16 protein-coding genes and 1 tRNA gene are annotated in these 19,841 nt (G+C 61.0%); 9 read left to right on the forward strand and 8 right to left on the reverse strand.

The genetic code is table 11. The annotated features are described in order from the left end of the window. Positions 1-309 precede the first annotated feature (309 nt). From EN955_RS17515 to EN955_RS17540, 6 genes are read left to right on the forward strand one after another with little or no spacing between them, the layout of a single operon-like run. Positions 310-2,187: an extracellular solute-binding protein gene (locus tag EN955_RS17515; RefSeq protein ID WP_024503428.1), complete on the forward strand. Its 1,878-nt coding sequence runs from the start codon at positions 310-312 to the stop codon at positions 2,185-2,187. Continuing rightward, the gene (locus tag EN955_RS17520; RefSeq protein WP_024503427.1) at positions 2,187-4,055 is read left to right on the forward strand and encodes an extracellular solute-binding protein; all 1,869 of its coding nucleotides are present in this window, start codon (positions 2,187-2,189) and stop codon (positions 4,053-4,055) included. Before EN955_RS17515 ends, EN955_RS17520 begins: the two co-directional genes overlap by 1 nt. A gap of 30 nt (positions 4,056-4,085) precedes the next feature. Beyond that, on the forward strand, positions 4,086-5,183 hold the full coding sequence (locus EN955_RS17525) for a microcin C ABC transporter permease YejB (RefSeq protein WP_127223439.1): 1,098 nt from the start codon (positions 4,086-4,088) through the stop codon (positions 5,181-5,183). Beyond that, entirely contained in the window at positions 5,183-6,328 is a 1,146-nt protein-coding gene (locus EN955_RS17530; RefSeq protein WP_024503426.1) for an ABC transporter permease, read from the forward strand. The genes EN955_RS17525 and EN955_RS17530 overlap by 1 nt, the downstream gene beginning before the upstream one ends. After that, positions 6,325-7,956 (forward strand): ABC transporter ATP-binding protein, encoded by a 1,632-nt coding sequence (locus EN955_RS17535; protein ID WP_013527943.1) that lies wholly within the window; start codon positions 6,325-6,327, stop codon positions 7,954-7,956. The genes EN955_RS17530 and EN955_RS17535 overlap by 4 nt, the downstream gene beginning before the upstream one ends. A 29-nt stretch (positions 7,957-7,985) precedes the next feature. Then, complete coding sequence (locus EN955_RS17540) at positions 7,986-8,927, forward strand: glyoxylate/hydroxypyruvate reductase A (RefSeq protein WP_024503425.1); 942 nt, start codon at positions 7,986-7,988, stop codon at positions 8,925-8,927. Here the strand turns inward: EN955_RS17540 and EN955_RS17545 are convergent, their stop codons facing one another. Together EN955_RS17545 and EN955_RS17550 are read right to left on the reverse strand one after the other, a co-directional pair. Continuing rightward, complete coding sequence (locus tag EN955_RS17545) at positions 8,928-9,290, reverse strand: hypothetical protein (protein ID WP_024503424.1); 363 nt, start codon at positions 9,288-9,290, stop codon at positions 8,928-8,930. It lies immediately after the preceding gene. Between the two features lie 286 nt (positions 9,291-9,576). Next, complete coding sequence (locus EN955_RS17550; RefSeq protein WP_024503423.1) at positions 9,577-10,506, reverse strand: methyltransferase domain-containing protein; 930 nt, start codon at positions 10,504-10,506, stop codon at positions 9,577-9,579. Between the two features lie 106 nt (positions 10,507-10,612). Between EN955_RS17550 and EN955_RS17555 the strand changes: the two genes are divergently transcribed. Both EN955_RS17555 and EN955_RS17560 read left to right on the forward strand, forming a co-directional pair. Continuing rightward, complete coding sequence (locus EN955_RS17555; protein WP_024503422.1) at positions 10,613-11,623, forward strand: ligase-associated DNA damage response exonuclease; 1,011 nt, start codon at positions 10,613-10,615, stop codon at positions 11,621-11,623. A 4-nt stretch (positions 11,624-11,627) separates the two neighbouring features. Then, complete coding sequence (locus tag EN955_RS17560) at positions 11,628-13,229, forward strand: cisplatin damage response ATP-dependent DNA ligase (RefSeq protein ID WP_024503421.1); 1,602 nt, start codon at positions 11,628-11,630, stop codon at positions 13,227-13,229. 20 nt (positions 13,230-13,249) lie between these two features. Here the strand turns inward: EN955_RS17560 and EN955_RS17565 are convergent, their stop codons facing one another. Next, a complete protein-coding gene (locus tag EN955_RS17565) occupies positions 13,250-14,389 on the reverse strand; it encodes a hypothetical protein (RefSeq protein ID WP_024503420.1) in 1,140 nt (379 codons plus the stop codon). A 331-nt stretch (positions 14,390-14,720) separates the two neighbouring features. Here EN955_RS17565 and EN955_RS17570 point away from each other — a divergent pair. Next, positions 14,721-14,796: transfer RNA gene (locus EN955_RS17570), tRNA-Thr, on the forward strand. A gap of 45 nt (positions 14,797-14,841) precedes the next feature. On the opposite strand, the gene EN955_RS17575 is transcribed toward EN955_RS17570, so the two are convergent. From EN955_RS17575 to EN955_RS17595, 5 genes are all read right to left on the reverse strand, one after another. Next, positions 14,842-15,822, reverse strand: coding sequence for a GlxA family transcriptional regulator (locus EN955_RS17575; protein ID WP_024503419.1), 981 nt, complete (start codon positions 15,820-15,822; stop codon positions 14,842-14,844). Between the two features lie 29 nt (positions 15,823-15,851). Beyond that, positions 15,852-16,664 (reverse strand): alpha/beta hydrolase, encoded by an 813-nt coding sequence (locus EN955_RS17580; RefSeq protein WP_013527951.1) that lies wholly within the window; start codon positions 16,662-16,664, stop codon positions 15,852-15,854. Positions 16,665-16,735: 71 nt separating this feature from the next. Continuing rightward, a complete protein-coding gene (locus EN955_RS17585) occupies positions 16,736-17,878 on the reverse strand; it encodes a glycine betaine/L-proline ABC transporter ATP-binding protein (RefSeq protein WP_024503418.1) in 1,143 nt (380 codons plus the stop codon). Then, complete coding sequence (locus tag EN955_RS17590; protein WP_024503417.1) at positions 17,871-18,758, reverse strand: proline/glycine betaine ABC transporter permease; 888 nt, start codon at positions 18,756-18,758, stop codon at positions 17,871-17,873. Before EN955_RS17590 ends, EN955_RS17585 begins: the two co-directional genes overlap by 8 nt. 85 nt (positions 18,759-18,843) lie before the next feature. After that, complete coding sequence (locus EN955_RS17595) at positions 18,844-19,833, reverse strand: ABC transporter substrate-binding protein (RefSeq protein WP_164752785.1); 990 nt, start codon at positions 19,831-19,833, stop codon at positions 18,844-18,846. Positions 19,834-19,841: the final 8 nt, after the last annotated feature.

Below are 19,841 nucleotides of genomic sequence, written 5' to 3' on the forward strand. Positions count from 1 at the left end.
ATCCCAAGCCGCTGCCGGCACCCGGTGCCGCCGCCGATGCAGGCGCCAAGCCCGCCGATGCAGCCGCTCCGGCAAAGCCGGCTGAGGGTGCCGCGCCGGCCGCTCCCGCCGCCCCGGCTCCGGCCGCACCGGCACCGGCGCCTGCCCAATAATTTCGATATCATCTCGACGACCTTGAAAAAGCCGGGTTCAGCCCGGCTTTTTTATTGGGAAAACCGCATAGGCGGCGACAAAGCCGCGCATGACGGTTTTCACGAGCGCCAAATCATCTAGATTGCCCATGAACGGGCATCGCGAAGAGGATAGTGCATGACGGTTGGCCGAACGCTTCTCAAGTCGTTGCTGGCGGCAGCCCTTCTGGCGGCGGGATTGCAGGCTGCCCGCGCCGACGAATGGCGCACCACCTCATCGCTGATCGGCGAGTCCAAATACGGCGCCAATTTCCAGCACTACGACTACGTCAATCCGAACGCGCCCAAGGGCGGCACGCTGAATTCGGTGGTGCCAGGCACATTCGACAGCTTCAATCCCTATGTCGTCCAGGGATCACCGGCCGCCGGCCTGGTCGGGTTCGGCGGCGGCCTGCTCTACGACACGCTGATGGAGCAGGCGACCGATGAAGGCAGCACCAGCCATCCGCTGATCGCCGATGCCTACAAATATCCTGATGACTATTCCTCCGCGACTTACCGGCTCGATCCGCGCGCCAAATGGCATGACGGCCAGCCGATCACCGTCGATGACGTGATCTGGTCGTTCCAGGTGCTCAAGGCCAACAGCCCGCAATACAGCCGCTATTTCGAGAATGTCACCGATGCGGTGGCGATTTCGGACCGCGAGGTGGAGTTCCATTTCAACCAGAAGGGCAATCGCGAACTGCCCAAGATCATCGGCGACCTCGCAGTGCTGCCGAAACATTGGTGGGAAGGCGCCGATGCCAACGGCAAGAAACGCGACGTGACCAAGCCGACCCTGGAAATCCCGCTCGGTTCGGCGGCCTACAAGATCGCCAGCTTCAAGCCGGGCTCGGAGATCATCTGGCAGCGTGTGCCGGACTACTGGGCGGCCAAGCTGCCGGTGAAGATCGGCCGCGAGAACTTCGACACCCGACGCTACACCTATATCCTCGACGACAATGCTGCCTGGCTCGCCTTCACCAAAGGCGGACTGGAAGACATCAACCGCGAATACAGTTCGCGTAAGTGGGCGACGGCTTACAATTTCCCGGCATTCCAGGCCGGCGATGTCATCAAGAAGGATTTCCAGACCCAGGCGCCGCAACCGATGCAGGGTTTCGTCCTCAACCAGCGGCGGCCGCTGTTCCAGGACCGGCTGGTGCGTGAGGCGCTGACCATCCCATTCGATTTCGAGAGCATGAACCGCACCCTGTTCTTCGGCTTCAACACCCGTACATCGAGCTATTTCCAGGGCACAGAACTGGCGTCGAGCGGACTGCCGCAAGGCAAGGAACTGGAGATCCTGGAAAAATACCGCGACAAGCTGCCGCCCGAACTTTTCACCCAGGAATTCAAGCTACCGGTCTATGATTCGCCGCAGGCGGAACGGAAGTACCTGAAACAGGCAGTCGATCTCTTCGCCAAGGCGGGCTGGGTGATCAAGGGCGGCAAGATGGTCAATGCCAAGACCGGCGCGCCGTTCAAGTTCGAGATCCTCGGCTGGAACGACACTGACCAGGTGATCGCCAGTCCCTACATCGCCAATCTGCGCAAGATCGGTGTCGATGCCACTTTGCGCATCATCGACCAGACGCAGTACATCAACCGCGTCAACAATTTTGATTTCGATGTCGTCACAGGCATCCTCCAGCAGTCGGAATCGCCGGGCAACGAGCAACGCGACTTCTGGAGCTCGAAAGCTGCCGATTCGCCCGGTTCGCGCAATCTGATGGGCATCAAGGATCCGACCATCGACGCGCTGGTCGATCGCATCATCTTCGCCACCGATCGCGACGATCTCGTCGCCGCCACCCATGCGCTCGACCGCATCCTGCTGTGGAACTTCTATGTCTTGCCGCAATATCACCGGTCGGCGGTGTGGCTGGCCTATTGGGACAAGTTCAAATTCCCCGACAAGCAGCCCGCCTATGTCGGTGCCGACATCGATTCCTGGTGGATCGACCCGGACAAGGAGAAGGCGCTGGCGGCCAAATACAAGGGCGGCAATTGATGGCGGCCCTTGCCCGCCGCGACTTTCTCGCCCTGGGCAGTGCCGCGGCAGCCGCTGCCCTGTTGTCCGGCCGGGCCTTCGCCGACATTGCGACCGGCATCAAGCTGCATGGCCTGTCGGCCTTCGGCGACCTCAAATACAAGCCCGATTTCGCGCATTTCGACTACGTCAATCCGGACGCGCCCAAGGGCGGCCAGATGAATTTCGCGCCGCCGAACGCAACCCTCAATCAGAGCTTCCTGACCTTCAACACGTTGAATTTCCTGGTGTTGAAGGGGGAGGCGCCGCCGCGCGCCGAACTCTGTTTCGATTCGCTGATGACAAGCGCGCTCGATGAGCCGGATGCAGTCTATGGCCTGCTTGCCGAAACCGTTACCCTGTCGCCAGACCGCAACGGTTTCCGCTTCGTGCTGCGACCGCAAGCGCGTTTCCACGACGGCTCGCCGCTGACCGCGCAAGACGTTGTCTTTGCGCTGAAGCTCTATAAGGACAAGGGCCATCCGAACCTTTCCCAGGCGTTGCGGTACATGACCGACGTGGTTGCGGTCGATCCCACCACCGTCGATCTCACCCTCAACGGCAAGCAGTCGGCGCAAAACGTCCTTGCGATCGTGGGGATGCCTATCGTCTCCAAGGCATTTTATACGGCCAATGATTTCGATGCTTCGACCATGACGCCGCCGCTTGGCTCGGGTCCCTACAAGATTGGACGCGTGGCGGCCGGACAGACGGTCGAATATGACCGCGTCGCCGACTATTGGGGCCGCGATCTCCCGGTGAACCGCGGCCTCTACAATTTCGACCGCATCCGCATCGACTTCTATCTTGACCGGCAGGCGGCATTCGAGGCCTTCAAGAAAGGCGACACGCATTTTCGCGAGGAATTCACCTCACGGGTATGGGCGACCGGATACGACTTTCCGGCGCTGAAGGACGGCAAGGTCCTCAAACGGGAATTTCCCGGCGAGAAGACGCCAGACATGCAGAGCGTCGCGCTGAACCAGCGTCGTCCGCAATTCCGCGATGAGCGGGTGCGGCGGGCGATCGCCAGATGCTTCGATTTCGAATGGATGAAGCGGGCCTTGTTTTACGGCTCCTACGAGCGTTCTCAATCGAACTTCGAACGATCGGATTACAAGGCCGAAGGCCTGCCCTCGCCTGACGAATTGGCCCTGCTGGAGCCATTCCGGGCCGAGTTGCCGCCAGAGGTTTTCGGTGAAGCGGTAACACAGCCCCTGTCCGACGGTTCGGGCCATGACCGCAAGCTGCTGGGCGAGGCTTCGAGACTGCTTGCGCAAGCCGGCTGGAAGCGCGACGGCAGTTTCGTCGTCAATGACAAGGGTGAGCGGCTGCGGGTCGAAATGCTGGCGGAGGACGATGGCATCGTTCGTATCTACACCCCGTGGTCGGAGAATATGAAGGCGATCGGAATCGACGCATCGATCCGGCAAATCGATTCGGCGCAGTATGAGCAGCGGCACAGCAATTACGACTTCGATCTTGCCTTGCTGCATTGGTCGATCGGGGCGACGCCGACTGACGACAGCCTGCAGATGCTCTATGATTCCCGCATGGCGAAAATCCCGGGGCAACGCAACTATCCGGGCACCGAAAGCAAGGCCATCGACGCCCTGATCGCGGCAGCAGCCAAGGCGAAAGACCGTATAGAACTCGTCACGGCGCTCAGAGCGCTCGACCGGGTCTTGCGCGCGCGGCTGGACTGGATTCCAACATACTATCTGGCGAATCACCGCGTCGCCTATTGGGACATGTTCGGCTTTGTCGAACAGAAGCCCGATTTCGGCTTTCCGGTCGAGACGCTGTGGTGGTTCGATAAGGGCAAGGCGGCAAGAATTGGCAAAGGCTGAGATGTTCGCTCAACGAGGGCAGAAGGCCTGATGGGCGCCTATATCCTGCGCCGCATCCTTTTGATGATCCCGACGCTGTTCGGCATCATGGCGATATCCTTCGCCGTCATCCAGTTCGCCCCCGGCGGTCCGGTCGAACAGGTCATCGCCCGGCTGACCAATCAGGGCGGCAGCGACCGCCTCGGCGGTGGTGGCGGCGACGCGGGTGCTGGCGGCAATTTCGATGCCGCCGGTGACGTCAGCTCGAAATATCGCGGTGCGCAGGGGCTCGATCCGGAATTCATCAAGAAGCTGGAAAAGCAGTTCGGCTTCGACAAGCCGCCGCTCGAGCGCTTCGGCATGATGCTGTGGAACTATGCCCGCTTCGATTTCGGCGACAGCTATTTCCGCGACATTTCGGTGCTCGACCTGATCCTGGAAAAAATGCCGGTGTCGATCTCGATCGGGCTGTGGATCACGCTGTTGTCCTATTTGATCTCGATCCCGCTCGGCATCCGCAAGGCGGTCAAGGACGGCACTCCCTTCGACGTCTGGACCAGCGGCGTCGTCATTGTCGGCTATGCCATTCCGGGCTTCCTGTTCGGCATCATGCTGATGGTGCTGTTTGCCGGCGGGTCTTTCTGGGACTGGTTTTCGTTGCGCGGCCTCACCTCGGACAATTGGGATCAATTGTCGTGGTGGGGAAAGATCGTCGACTATTTCTGGCACATGACATTGCCGCTGACCGCGCTGGTGCTGTCGGCCTTCGCCACCACGACGCTGCTGACCAAGAACTCGTTCCTCGAAGAAATCCGCAAACAGTATGTGGTGACGGCGCGGGCCAAGGGTCTGTCGGAACGGCAGGTGCTCTACGGCCACGTCTTCCGCAACGCCATGCTGATCGTCATCGCCGGTTTTCCCGGCGCCTTCATCTCGGCCTTCTTCACCGGCTCGCTGCTGATCGAGAACATCTTCTCCCTCGATGGCCTCGGCCTGCTCGGCTTCCGGTCGGTGGTCGAGCGCGACTATCCGGTGGTGTTCGCCAATCTCTACATCTTCTCGCTGCTGGGGCTGTTCGTCGGCCTCTTGTCCGACCTGCTCTACACCTGGGTCGATCCGCGCATCGATTTCGAGCGGAGAGACGTTTGATGTCGGAGGCTACAGTCCCCGTCGACGCGGCACCCGCGCGGATCAAGCGGCCGTTTCTGTCGCCGCTCAACAAGCGCCGCCTGCAGAACTTCAAAGCCAACCGCCGCGGCTACTGGTCGCTGTGGATCTTCCTCGTCCTGTTCGTGGTGTCGCTGTTTTCCGAGTTCATCGCCAACGACAAGCCGATCATCGCTTCCTACAAGGGCGAAATCCTGTTTCCGGTGCTGGTCGCCTACCCCGAGGAAAAATTCGGCGGCTTCTATGCCGTCACCGATTATCGCGATCCGGTCATCCAGGACGAGATCAACGCCAATGGCTGGATGATCTGGCCGCCGGTGCGCTACTCCTATCAGACGGTCAACAACGCTATTCCCGAAGCAGCACCGGCCAGGCCGTCGTGGCAGTATGACGCCAAGACACGCTGCAACCAGTATCCGCAGGGTGCTGCCGACCCCGCCTGCATCGTCGGCAACTGGAATTGGCTCGGCACCGACGACCAGGCCCGCGACGTGCTGGCGCGCGTCATCTACGGCTTCCGCATTTCGGTGCTGTTCGGCCTGATCCTGACCGCCGGCTCCGCCTTGATCGGCGTCGCGGCCGGCGCCGTGCAAGGCTATTTCGGCGGCTGGACGGATCTCTTGTTCCAGCGTTTCATCGAGATCTGGTCCGCCATCCCGGTGCTCTATCTCCTGCTCATCGTCGCCGCCATCCTGCCGCCGGGCTTCTTCATCCTGCTCGGCCTGATGCTGCTGTTTTCCTGGGTGGCGCTGGTCGGCGTGGTGCGGGCCGAGTTCCTGCGCGCCCGCAATTTCGAATATGTCAACGCGGCCCGGGCGCTCGGCGTGCCCAACCGCACCATCATGTTCCGGCACCTGCTGCCCAATGCTATGGTGGCGACATTGACCTTCATGCCCTTCCTGCTCTCGGGCTCGATCTCGACGCTGACCTCGCTCGACTACCTCGGCTTTGGCCTGCCGCCCGGCTCCGCCTCGCTCGGCGAATTGCTCAAGCAGGCGCAGCGCAACCTCAATGCGCCCTGGCTCGGCATTTCCGGCTTCGTCGTCATCTCGCTGATGCTGTCCCTGCTGGTCTTCGTCGGCGAGGCGACGCGCGACGCCTTCGATCCGCGCAAAACGTTCCGATGAGCGAAGCCCCCTTGCTCAGCGTACAGGACCTCAGCGTCGCCTTCAGCCAGGGCGGCGGCCAGTCGACGGCTGTCGACCACATCTCGTTCGACATCGCCAAGGGCGAGACGGTGGCGCTGGTCGGCGAATCCGGCTCCGGCAAATCGGTCTCGGCGCTTTCGGTGCTGAAGCTTTTGCCCTATCCAAGCGCCAGCCACCCCTCGGGAAAGATCGTGTTCCAGGGCAACGACCTGCTGGCGATGGGCGAGAAGCAGTTGCGGCAGGTGCGCGGCAACAAGATCACCATGATCTTCCAGGAGCCGATGACCTCGCTCAATCCGCTGCACACGATCGAGCATCAAATCGTCGAGATCCTGAAGCTGCACCAAGGCATGGCCGACCGCCCCGCCAAGGAGCGCACGCTGGCCCTGCTCAACGAGGTTGGCATCCGCGATCCGCACAAGCGCCTCGATGCCTATCCACACCAGTTGTCCGGGGGCCAGCGCCAGCGCGTGATGATCGCCATGGCGCTGGCCAACGAGCCCGAACTTCTGATCGCCGACGAGCCGACGACGGCGCTCGACGTCACCGTTCAGGCGCAGATCCTCGAACTGCTGGCCGGCTTGAAGAGCCGCAAGGGCATGTCGATGCTGTTCATCACCCATGATCTCGGCATCGTGCGCAAGATTGCCGACCGCGTCTGCGTGATGACCAAGGGCAAGATCGTCGAGACCGGCCCGACCAAGGAGATCTTCGCCAATCCGCAGCATGCCTACACAAGGCATCTGCTGGCGGCCGAGCCGAAGGGCAAGCCGCCGGCCGCCAATGCCGACGCCAAGCCGGTCATGACCGGCAAGGACATAAAGGTCTGGTTCCCGATCAAGCAGGGCTTCTTCCGCCGCACCGTCGACAATGTGAAGGCAGTGGACGGCATCGATGTCACCGTGCGCGCCGGCCAGACGCTCGGCGTGGTCGGCGAATCCGGCTCCGGCAAGACGACGCTCGGCTTGGCGCTGGCGCGCATGATCTCGTCGACCGGCATGATCCAGTTCAACGGTCGCGACATCAACCAGCTGTCCTTCAATGCAATGCGGCCGCTCAGGCGCGAATTGCAGATCGTCTTCCAGGATCCGTTCGGCTCGCTCAGCCCGCGCATGTCGATCGCCGAGATCATCGAGGAAGGCCTCAAGATCCACGAGCCGAAGCTGTCGCCCGACGAGCGCGACGACAAGGTGGCCGCCGTGCTGAAGGAGGTTGGGCTCGATCCGGCGACCCGCAACCGCTACCCGCACGAGTTTTCCGGTGGCCAGCGCCAGCGCGTTGCCATCGCACGCGCCATGGTGCTCAACCCGCGCTTCGTCATGCTGGACGAGCCGACATCGGCACTCGACATGAGCGTGCAGGCGCAGGTCGTCGACCTGCTGCGCAGCCTGCAGGCCAAGCACGACCTCGCCTATCTCTTCATCAGCCATGATTTGAAAGTCATCCGCGCGCTCGCCAACGACGTCATCGTCATGCGCAATGGCAGGATCGTCGAAGCCGGCCCTTCCCAGCAGATTTTTGAAAATCCGCAAACCGACTATACTCGGGCGCTGATCTCGGCCGCCTTCAAGATCGAGACGGCACCGGTCGGCATCGTCAGCGAGTGATTTGCGTAAAGAGGGACTAAAGGACCGCAATGGAAAAAGGCCGCATCCTGCTTGCCGTCACCGGCTTTCATCCGCAGCGCTGGCGCGACCTGCTGTCGGCCGAACGCGAGGTGGTGCTGGAGCCGGACGGCGCCAGCGACCCCTCGATCACCTATGCCGTTGTATGGAAGCAGAAGCCGAACATCCTGGCGTCGCTGCCCAATCTGCGCGCCATCTTCTCGATCGGCGCCGGCGTCGACCATATCTTCGCCGATCCCGGCCTGCCCGACGTGCCGATCGTCAAAATCGTTGCCGACAACCTCACCCAGTACATGACGGAATATGTCGTCTGGCGGGTGCTCGACCATCACCGCCAGGGCCTGCTCTACCGGTCGCAGCAGTCGAAGAAGATCTGGCATGAGCCGCAGCAGAGGCCTGCCGGTGACATTTCGGTCGGCATCATGGGCCTCGGCAGTCTCGGCCGCGCCGCGGCCTCGGTGCTGCTCTCGCTCGGCTTTGCCGTCAATGGCTGGTCGCGCACCGACAAGGCCATGCAAGGCGTCGCGACCTATTCCGGCGAAGCTGGATTGATCCCCTTCCTCAAGGCAACCGACATCCTGGTGGTGCTTCTGCCGCTGACGCCGGAGACCAGGGGCATCATCAACTACGGCGTGCTGAAGGAGCTGCGGAAACGCAACGGCCTCGGCGGCTCGGTGCTGATCAATGCCGGGCGTGGCCGCCTGCAGAAGGATGCCGACATTTTGCGGGCGCTGGATGACGGCACGTTGAAGGAGGCAAGCCTCGACGTGTTCGAGGTCGAACCGCTGCCGAAGACCAGTCCGCTGTGGGGGCATCCGAAAGTGTTCGTGACGCCACACGCGGCGGCGACCTCCGATCCGGTGCATCTGGCGCCGATCATGCTGCGCCAGATGGACGCCTTCGAACGCGGCGAAAAGCTCGACAATCTGGTGGACCGCAAGGCGGGGTATTAGCTAGCCGGGCAGAGCGAGCTTCTTCTGCTTCTCCGGCTGGCCGCAGTCGCGTCGATCGATCGACCGGTTCATGGCATCGATCTCACCGCTCGCCTTGTCGGTATCGCGCTTGGCCTTCGAGCGCATGTCCGGCGTGAACGGGCCGAAGCCCATCGCCGGATTGGAGAAGGTCGGCTTGGCCTTGATCGGCAGGTTGTATTGCTGCGCCAACCCGTTGCGCTGCGCCAGCAACTGGTCGCACGGCACGGTGTCGTATTGCAGGGAGGACTGGACGTTCGCATCCTGCTGTTCCGACATCGACGTGCCGCCGACACAGCCGGCGGTCAGCAGGCAAGAGGCCAAGATCATCATGTTCCAGCGCATCGGCTATGCTCCTCCTGATATCCCGCCCTGACGCGAGCAGATCGCAAATATCAGTCGCGCATGCAAATCGGACTTTTTCACAGCAGGAATATTTGCGAGGCGGCGAGGCTGCCCCTCCGCAGGCGCGTGGCTGACGGAGCATCAAACGAAAAACCCGCCTGTGCGGCGGGTCACTGGCGCAAATCAGCACCATGGGCGAAAATGTACCATAGCTGAGGGCAGGGTGTCAAGAAAAAATTCCTATCGCACCCGACGAAAAGCTGCCGACACCGCCGACCGGCTGTCGTCAGGTCTTTTGTTCAGCTGAGTTCGGAGCCCTGGCCACAACGACCAACCCGTTGACGTGTTCCCCGCGATCCTGCCGGATCGCGGTTGGTTCCAGTGACAGGACCGAAAGCCCGTTGGCGGCCAGCACGTCGAGCACATAGCGTTGCGCATGCGCATAGCGGCGTGACGGCAGCAGCGCGAAATCGCCATCGCCAGCCAGCGTCTCGACGGAAAACGCGAACAGGCCATCCGTGGCCAGCAAGCCGGCAATCGTCTTCACCACGCCGCCCAGCGCACCGACATAGATGAAAACATCGGCCACCGTCACCAGATCGGCTTTCGGACCGGCATAGGGAAAATCCCGCAGATCAGCCTTATCGAGGAAATCGTAGACGCCCTTGGCCCGCGCCTTTCTCAGCATTTTGGCCGAAATGTCATACCCCTCCAGCCGGTCGACGATCGGCCGCAGCCTCTGCCCCATCAGGCCTGTGCCGCAGCCGAGATCGAGCGCCAGCGCGAAGCGGCCCGGCCTTGCCGCTCGAATGGCCTGGTCGAGCATCCCAGGCAGGCGGTAACCCAGCCTGCCGACCAGGGACTCGTCGAAGCTCTCGGCATAATGGTCGAACAAGGTCTCGACGAAGGCGCTGGGGAGCGCATCGACCGCCGGCGCCTTGCCGATCAATTGCAGGTTCAGTGCAGCGCCTTGACGATCCGATGGATCGAGTTGCAGCGACATCGTCCACGCCTGCGCGGCCAGATCCGCCGCGCCCGCCGCCTGCTGCATCTCGCCGAGGCGAAACCAGCCCATCGCCCATTGCGGCGTCATTTCCAGCGCACCGAGCAGCAATTCCGCCGCCGCCGCATGATCGCCATCAGCGTGCAGCATCTCGGCATAGTCGGCGCGACGATCGGCGTTCAAGTCGCCTGACGAGGCCTGAAGCGGTTTCATGGCGATGGGTCCTGCCGGCGGATCGAGCCGGCGGTGCTCTATGCGGGAGTCAGCAGTGACTTACAACAGGCTTCCCGCCGCGGAATTATATCCTATCTTGGAGACCATGCGCACCAGTGTTCTGCTTCACCCCCGGCCCGAGGGCCTCTATTGCCCGCCGGGCGATTTCTTCATCGACCCGGTGCGGCCGGTCAACCGGGCACTGATCACGCATGGCCATTCCGACCACGCGCGTTCCGGCCACCGCTCGGTGCTGGCGACGCAGCAGACGCTCGACATTATGGGGCTGCGCTACGGTGAGGATTTCGCTGGAACAACACAAGCGGCAAGGCTCGGCGAGACGATTGCCCTCGATGGCGTCAGCGTCAGCTTCCATCCGGCCGGCCATGTGCTGGGCTCGGCGCAGATAGCGGTCGAGCATCAGGGCACGCGCATCGTCGCTTCCGGCGACTACAAGCGGCAGAGGGACGCGACCTGCGCGCCATTCGAGCCGATCCCGTGCGATGTGTTCATCACCGAAGCGACGTTCGGCCTGCCGGTGTTTCGCCATCCCCCGGACACCGAAGAAATCGCCCGCCTGTTGAAATCGGCCGCGCAGTTCCCTGAACGCTCGCATCTGGTCGGCGCCTATGCGCTGGGCAAGGCGCAACGGGTGATGCGGCTGTTGCGCGACGCCGGCTACGACAGGCCGCTCTACATCCATGGCGCGCTGGCCAAGCTCAGTGAGTACTACCAGAGCCAAGGCATCGATCTCGGCACCCTCGAACCGGCGACCGTCGAAAGCGGCGGCAAGGATGATTTTGCCGGCGCCATCGTCGTCGGCCCGCCTTCGGCCTTCGCGGATCGCTGGGCGCGGCGGTTTCCCGATCCGATCTCGTGCTTTGCGTCAGGCTGGATGCGTATCCGCCAGCGCGCCAAGCAGGGCGGCGTCGAACTGCCGCTGATCATCTCGGACCATGCCGACTGGGATGAGCTGACCGCCACCATCAAGGAGACCGGAGCCGAAGAGGTCTGGGTGACGCATGGCCGCGAGGAGGCGCTGGTGCGCTGGTGCGAACTCGAAGGCATCGTGGCAAAGCCACTGCACCTGGTGGGCTACGAGGACGAGGGTGATTGAAGCCATGAACCGCTTCGCCGAACTTCTCGACCGCCTGGTGCTGACGCCGTCGCGCAATGGCAAGCTGACCTTGCTGACCGACTATTTCCGCAGCGTCGAGGATCCCGATCGCGGCCTGGCGCTGGCTGCCATCACTGGCGATCTCCACATCGCCGCGGTCAAGCCGGCGATGCTGCGCATGCTCGTCACCGAACGCATGGATCCGGTGCTGTTCGGCTATTCCTACGACTATGTCGGCGATCTCGCCGAAACGGTGTCGCTGGTCTGGCCGCAAACGCCCGGAAACATCCCGAACCGCGAGCCGACGCTTGGCGAGGTCGTCGCCAAACTGCAGGCGGCAAGCCGCTCCGACGGACCGAAGGTGCTGGCAGGGCTGCTCGACAGCGCCGGCATCTCGGCACGCTTTGCCATCATCAAGCTGGTCACCGGCGGCCTGCGCATCGGCGTGTCGGCGCGTCTGGCCAAACAGGCGCTGGCGGATTTCGGCAAGGTCGAGGTCGCGGAGATCGAGGAGCTCTGGCACGGGCTGTCACCGCCTTACACAGCGTTGTTCGCCTGGCTGGAAGGCAAGGCCGAAAAGCCCAGGAACACGGCGTTGGCATTGTTTCGCCCGGTGATGCTGTCGAACCCGGTCGGCGACGGCGATCTCGAAAAGCTCGATCCGGCGGATTATGCCGCCGAATGGAAATGGGACGGCATCCGTGTCCAGGCGGTGGCGGAGGGCGGCATCCGCCGGCTCTATTCGCGCACCGGCGATGACGTTTCGGGCGCCTTTCCGGACCTCGCCGAGGCCATGCATTTTTCCGCAACGCTGGACGGCGAACTGCTTGTCGGCGATCCCCGGGAGGCGACGGGAACCTTCTCCGATCTGCAGCAACGGCTGAATCGCAAGACGGTGGCACCGAAGATGCAGCAGCAATACCCGGCCTTCATGCGCTGCTACGATCTGCTCCAGGTCGGCGGCGAGGATTTGCGCGCGCTGCCGTTTCGCGAACGGCGCGGCCGGCTGGAAAGCTTTGTCGCGACACTCGACCCGAGCCGTTTCGATCTGTCGCCATTCGTCGACTTCACGGACTGGCAAACGCTGGAGGAACTGCGCCGGGCGCCGCCGCATCCGATCATCGAAGGCGTCATGCTGAAGCGCTGGGACTCAGCCTATGTCGCCGGCCGGCCGAAAGGTCCGTGGTTCAAGTGGAAACGCGATCCGCACACAGTGGACGCGGTGCTGATGTATGCGCAGCGCGGCCACGGCAAGCGGTCGAGCTTCTATTCCGACTATACGTTCGGTGTCTGGACAGGTGCCGAAGGCGAAGAGGAACTGGTACCGGTCGGCAAGGCCTATTTCGGCTTCACCGACGAGGAACTGAAGCAGATCGACAAATATGTCCGCGACAACACGATCGAGCGTTTCGGGCCGGTGCGCTCGGTGCGGGCCGACCGCGACAACGGCCTGGTGCTGGAAGTCGCCTTCGAAGGACTGAACCGCTCGACCCGGCACAAATCCGGCGTCGCCATGCGCTTTCCCCGCATTTCGCGATTGCGCTGGGACAAGCCGGCCAACGAGGCCGACCGCATCGAAACGCTGCAGGCGCTGCTCGACCGCTAATTTCGCGCGTGCAGGGTTCGCTATGGCTCGATCGAAACGCGGATTTCGTAGATGTCGGCGGCCTTGCCCTGCTTGTCGAAGTCGGAATTGATGGCAATGGTGCCGGCCGAGCCCGGATGCTTGTCGGGAAACTGCACGTCGAACAGATATTCGTTCTGCTGCTGGCCGACCGCATAGCGCTTGCGGCCGCAGTCGCCGAGTTCGCCGAAATTGCAGTCGACCGAAATCTGCGTCTCCTTGCCTTCTTCGGAGCGGGCAATGATGTCGAACACGGCATGTTTGCCGGCCAGTTTCTCCAGCACGCCTTGTCCAACGTCGAAGCTGATCGCCGAACCGGACGCGCCGGAACGGATGCGCAGGAACGAACCGGTATCGTCCTTCATCACCTCGGCCCTGGCGTCCGATGGCGCACTGACATGCGATGCATCGGCCGGCGAAAACACATTGATCCAGTCGCGCGACTGGTCGGCGGCGCCGGGTTTTGCCGGACCGCCGTCGGCCGGTGTGAAATCGTCGTCCTCGACGGTCGGCGGCGCTTCAGGTGGTGCGGTGTCGAGTTGGGCCGACGTCTTGAACACGCCGGTCTGCACGGCGAAGAACAGGCCGATGCCAACCGCTGCCAGCAGTGTCACGGTCAGGAAGATGGCGGTCAGCGGCAGGCGACGCCCCCTTATGCGTCGTTCATCGCGGTCGGGCGCCACTTCCGTGGTCGCACCGGCCGCGGCCGGAACCGACATGTCGATGGCCGGAGCATCGGGAAGCGTGGCGTCCGGCATGATGTCGGGAACGACGGGCAGGACGCGCGAGCGCGGCGCATCGGCAGCGGATTGCACGGGGCCGTCGACGACGACATCGGGGGACGATGCCTGTCGGCCGGTTTCGACCGCGGGCGCCGGGTCCGCTCCGAGTTCGACCGCCGGTGCATCGCCCTGCGGGCCGACATCCGGCACCGCCGGCAGGAACTCGGATTCGATTTCGGTGATTTTCGCCTGGATTGCCTTGCGGCGCTTGATGGCGACCTCAACGGTCACACCGGGATTGGCCTGGAGCGCGCGATCAAGCGCGGCAAAAGCCGAGCGATAGACCCTCTCGCGGAACGCGCGGTCCTCGGCATTGCCTTTCTCCAAGGCGTTCCGGATCGCTTTTTCGATCGCGTCCAAGCGGGTCCCTCTGTCTTTGCCAACCTTGCCGTGATCGTTAGCCGCAGGCGACCAATCAATCAACGGGCGAGCGGCGCATTCTGCCTCGCGGAGGTATGCAAAGTCCATTCCGGCGCTGTTCCGGCAACAAAATCAGCATGTTTCACCGATCTTCACGCGCGGGGAGCGCACGCACCGTGCGCCGCATCCCCTTGACGATTGATTGGCGGACAAGGCGGCGGCCGGCTTTCGAGGGTGCCATGACGCCGCCGCAGGAATTGCCAAGTCGCATCTTGAATTCGCGCCCGGTTGCGTCTATCACCGCCGCATCTTGGAGGCGTTGGCTTCCCGGGCCGCTTTAGCTCAGTTGGTAGAGCACCGCATTCGTAATGCGGGGGTCGCGTGTTCGAGTCACGCAAGCGGCACCATTTACTTGTTCACAGCCGTCCATTCGTTTGGGCCCCCCCAACATCTCACGACCTAGATGGGACGGCTGACGTGCCTCGGGACTGCTTGAAGTCGGTGGGAGTAAGGCCAGTTTGGCGCTTGAAGGCGCGGCTGAAGTGTCCCGCATTGCTGAAGCCACAGCGGAATCCAATCTCGCCCATGTTTAGGTCGCTAACCTCGAGGAGCGTCTTTGCGTAGTGCACGCGTATCGCGAGATATGCCGACAGTGGGCTCCTACCGATTTCAGCAAAAAACAACCGTTCAAGCTGTCGTCTCGAAACGCTGAGCGACCCTGCAATGTCGCTGACAGCCAACGTTTCTTGGACGTTGCTCTCCATGAGAAGGAGTGCACGCCTCAGTTGTCTACTTTCGGCGTTTGGGAAAAGATCTCCAACGGGCTGGACGTCGCGGGTCGTCCTGACCCGATCAAGAATAAGGATCTTGGCAGCTTTCTCGCTGGCTTTCTTACCAATGGACTCTGCCACAAAATGACCAGCCAGGTCCGCCGCTCCGACACCGCCAGCGCAGGTTGCGCGGCTTCTGTCGACGGAGAACAGGCTATCCGCATGTGCCAAGACTTGCGGGAACATGGTACGGAAATCTTTGACGTGGAGCCAGCTCACGGACACGTTGTAGCCGTCCAGCAATCCATATCGAGCGAGTACGAAACTGGCTGTGCAGAGCGCCGTCAATCGAACTCCGCGCGATGCGGCCTTTAGCAGGAAGGCTTCCTTCTGGCTTCCAAGAGTATCGCCCGTGTTCAGAAGCCCGCCAACGACAACGATATCGTCGTATTCCTCCGGGTGCTGGAGCTCTCTCGTCGGCATCACTTCGATGCCGCAACTTGCGCGGATAGGCAAACCACGCTCGCCAACCACTTGCCAGTCGAACTCTACTCTTCGTCTCCGATCATCCTCGTCGCCCGCAAGCCGCAGCGTGTCGACGAAAAGCGCAAACGGCGAAAGCGTAAAATGGCGCGTCAGCAGAAACGCGAACTTTCTGGCCATCTCTCGTCATCACCGGTTAGATCGGAGAACTACTGCAGCGTATCGAAAAGTGCCGCGACGATCATTTCAGGCGCATCTTCCTGGACGAGATGACCTGCTTGAGGCACGGCCGTCATCACCCCGTTGGTGAGCTTCTCGGACAATTTCTGTCCTTGCGCGATTGGGATCCACTCGTCTTCACGACCCCATAGAATTCGAACGGGAAAATTCATCGGCCTATAAAGCTTTTCGACTTCGTCGGTGAATTTTTGATCCATTTGGGCGATCTGTCGATAGAAGGCCGGCTTGCCTACGGGTCCAAGCCAAGGCTGCATATAGAGGTCCAGAGCTTCGCTGCGAAGGGTCTGGAACGCCGCGCCTTGCAGGTACGCTCGCAAGATCGATTCGTGAATGTAATCCGGGGCGCCGGCAAACGCGGCTTCATGCTTTCGCACATGCTGCACCAATGCGGAGCCCCAAGGGGCGACCGCCACAGGGTCGACCAACAACAGGCTACGATACCGCACATCGTTAAGATAGTGGGTGCGAAGTGCAGTCGAGCCGCCAAAATCATGACAAAGGACGTCAGGCTCCTTCACGCCCCACTCCTTCAACAGTGAGGCAAAAAGTTTGTTCTGCACGCCTAGCGACACATCCTGACCATCCGCCTTTGCGGATTGACCATATCCGAGGAGATCGAAGAAATAGACCGTCCGGCGTGAAGCTATGAGAGGCGCTATGCGGCGCCATACTTGTGACGAAAACGGCGTTCCATGAAGCATCACCAAGGGAGCGCCCTCCCCGATCCGGCCCCACGCAACGTCCTGGCCTTCAAAACGAAACGACTGATCTAGCTTCAGCATCGGTGCCTCTTGATACCTCTATGATGATGATTGCGGAAATCGTCCCAAGGCGGAACGATCCCGAGCGACGCCTATCGTTCTGCGCGGTTCCCTGGGTTCGCCGGCTGATTGGCAGAGTACAACACCGGTCGAAATGAACTGGTGCCCCCACCGTTTTCGCTACCCCACAGTCCGCCGTATCCAATCATGGCCGCCATGATCTGGTCCTTTGTCACTCGACCCAACGGTTTGCCGTGTCCGTCGACGACGACGCTCTCGTGCCCGCCATGCTGGCACATCAGCTTTGCAGCCGCATTCAGGGTGGTGTCAGCTGAGAGAAGAGATTTCGGCAAAGCGCTCGCCGGATTTGACGGCGTCATAATCGCGTCAACTCGTATTATACGTCCTCTGTTGACGTCCTTTACAAACGAGGCCACGTAGTCATCTGCCGGCCGAAGAACGATGTCCTGGCTCGAACCTTGTTGAACTATCTGGCCGTTGCGAAGGATGGCAATCTGGTCTCCCAGTCTCAACGCCTCATCAAGATCGTGCGTGATGAACACGATCGTTTTTTTCACCTCCTGCTGAATATTCCGCAGCATCTCCTGCATGTCTGATCGAATGAGGGGATCGAGGGCAGAAAACGCCTCGTCCATCAGCAGGATTGGCGAGTCGCTTGCCAAAGCCCGAGCCAACCCGACACGTTGCTGCATGCCGCCCGAAAGCTGGTTCGGATACCGGTTTTCAAATCCGTTCAACCCAACGCGTGAAATCCAGCGCATCGCCTTTTCACGATGCCTATAGCGATCGCCGCCTTGGATCTCCAGGCCGTACAGGGTGTTCTCCAGAACGTTGCGATGCGGAAGCAAAGCAAATTTTTGAAACACCATCGCCGTGGTGTTGCGACGAAAGGCCCGCAAAGCATGCTCATCCAATTTGAGAACGTCCTGACCGCCAACGATGATCTGGCCAGCCGTCGGCTCAACCAGCCGGTTAATGTGCCGTATCAAGGTGGATTTCCCGGATCCCGAAAGGCCCATTATGACGTGGACCTGACCAGCAGCCATATTGATGCTAACGTCGTTCAGTCCAAGGACAAGCCCGTGGCGTTCGTTCAACTCATCTTTCGTCATGCCTCTCGCCAATGCATTCAGGTGGTTGTTGGCATTGGCTCCGAAGATCTTGAACAGATGTGAGATAACGATTCCGACTTGTTTTTCTTCACGATCAGGCATGCATCAACTCCAGGTGTCGCTGCAGCCGCTTGCCATAAGCTTGGCTGATACGGTCAAAAATGATGGCGATACCAACAATGGCTAGTCCATTGAACAAACCGAGCGTGAAATACTGATTGTTGATCGCTTTGAGGACCGGTTGACCCAAGCCCTGCACCCCGATCATCGAGGCAATGACGACCATGGCTAGTGCCATCATGATGGTCTGATTGACGCCAGCCATGATGGTCGGCAGCGCCAGGGGAATCTGGACGTCTCGCAGCTTTTGCCAATTGGACGAACCGAAGGCATCGGCCGCCTCTAATACATCCTTGTCCACGAGGCGGATGCCCAGATTTGTCAGCCTGATCATGGGAGGGATCGCATAGATTACGACGGCTATCACACCAGGAACCTTGCCGATTCCCAGCAGCATCACCACCGGGATCAGATAAACGAAGCTTGGCATGGTTTGCATGACATCGAGTACCGGATTGATGACCCTCTGGATGCGCTCCGATCTCGACATCGCAATTCCAACCGGCGCACCGAGCACGATGGCTATGATCGTCGAGACAAGGATCATGGACACCGTCTTCATCGTATCGTCCCACATGTTCAGGAACCCGATTGCAACGAGGGTGACGACGGTTCCAGCCACGGTTGTCAAGTTTCGGGATGCAAGCCATGCCAGCCCAGCCGCCAGCGAAATGATCAGCGGCCAGGGCGTGTCGGTTAGAAAGTGCTCGCACTTGATCAGAAGGTACTGCAACGGCGCGAAAAAGCCCTCAATTGAATCGCCGTATGTTCGGGTGAAGGTTCGAAAAGCGTCATCCAGCCCCTTTTTGACAAGCCGCAAGGCCTCGTCATTGAGATGGGGAAAATTTGTCAGCCAATCCATGAGGAGTTCTCGGTCGGTCAGCCCAGTGAGGGCAATGGCGGTCGCAATGATGGCCGCTCTAAAGGCCACCACCGCGACACGTTGATTAAAGTGCCGCTTTGATTTTTCCGGCGACGCCGACCGGGACCCACTTGGCCCAGATATCCTCGCGTGTCTTGAGGAAATACTTTGCCGCATCGTCACCAGTGGCCTGGTTGTCGGTCATCCAGGTCAAGAGACCGTTCACCGTATCGTTGGACCACGACCGGGTTTGCAGGTACTCCATCACTGCGGGATCAGTACGATCCGAAAAGCCTTTCGTGACGATCGTCTTTACTCGATCTTGCGGCCAAACGTTTGGCTTTGGATCGGCACAATCCGCCACTGTATTGCAACGCTTCCATTCAGCCTGATTGTAAGGAACCCCGAAGTCGAGCTTCACCATTTCATACTTTCCCAGAATCGACGTCGGAGCCCAATAGAATCCGAGCCAGCCTTGGTGGCGCTCATATGACTTTGCTATCGATCCATCCAAGCCGGCTGCCGATCCGGTGTCGATCAAGGTGAAGCCGGCTTTTTCAGCGCCGTAGGCTTTGAAGAGCTGCGTTGTAACAACCGTCGCGCCCCAGCCCTGAGGCCCATTGAAGACCGCCCCTTTCGATGAATCTTCAGGTGCTGGAAAGAGCTCCGGATGTTTGAGCGCATCCGCAATGGTTTTGATATCCGGGTGTGCTTCGGACACATACTTTGGAATCCACCACCCGTTGACGCCACCATCTTTGAGGGCCGCGCCAGTTTCAACAAGCTTGCCTAGCTTGATGCCGGTAGCGACAACATCTGGCAGCAGATCGACCCAGATCTCGGGAGCAACATCGGGCTTTCCCTTTTCGATCATGGAGGTGACCGTCGGCACGGTGTCCCCTTCGAGAATTTCCGCATCACATCCGAACCCAGCTTTAAGAATGAACTTGTCCAGGCTTGCCAGCACTTCAGCGCTCTGCCAATTCATGCTGGAGATTGTCAGCTCACCGCAGCTTGATGCAGCATTCGCAGGGAGTGACTCCAGTACAAGAATTGTCAGGCATGCCGCCGCCAGTGGGAGAT

It is taken from the genome of Mesorhizobium sp. M7A.F.Ca.CA.001.04.2.1 (genome assembly GCF_003998485.1).
Lineage (GTDB): Bacteria > Pseudomonadota > Alphaproteobacteria > Rhizobiales > Rhizobiaceae > Mesorhizobium > Mesorhizobium ciceri.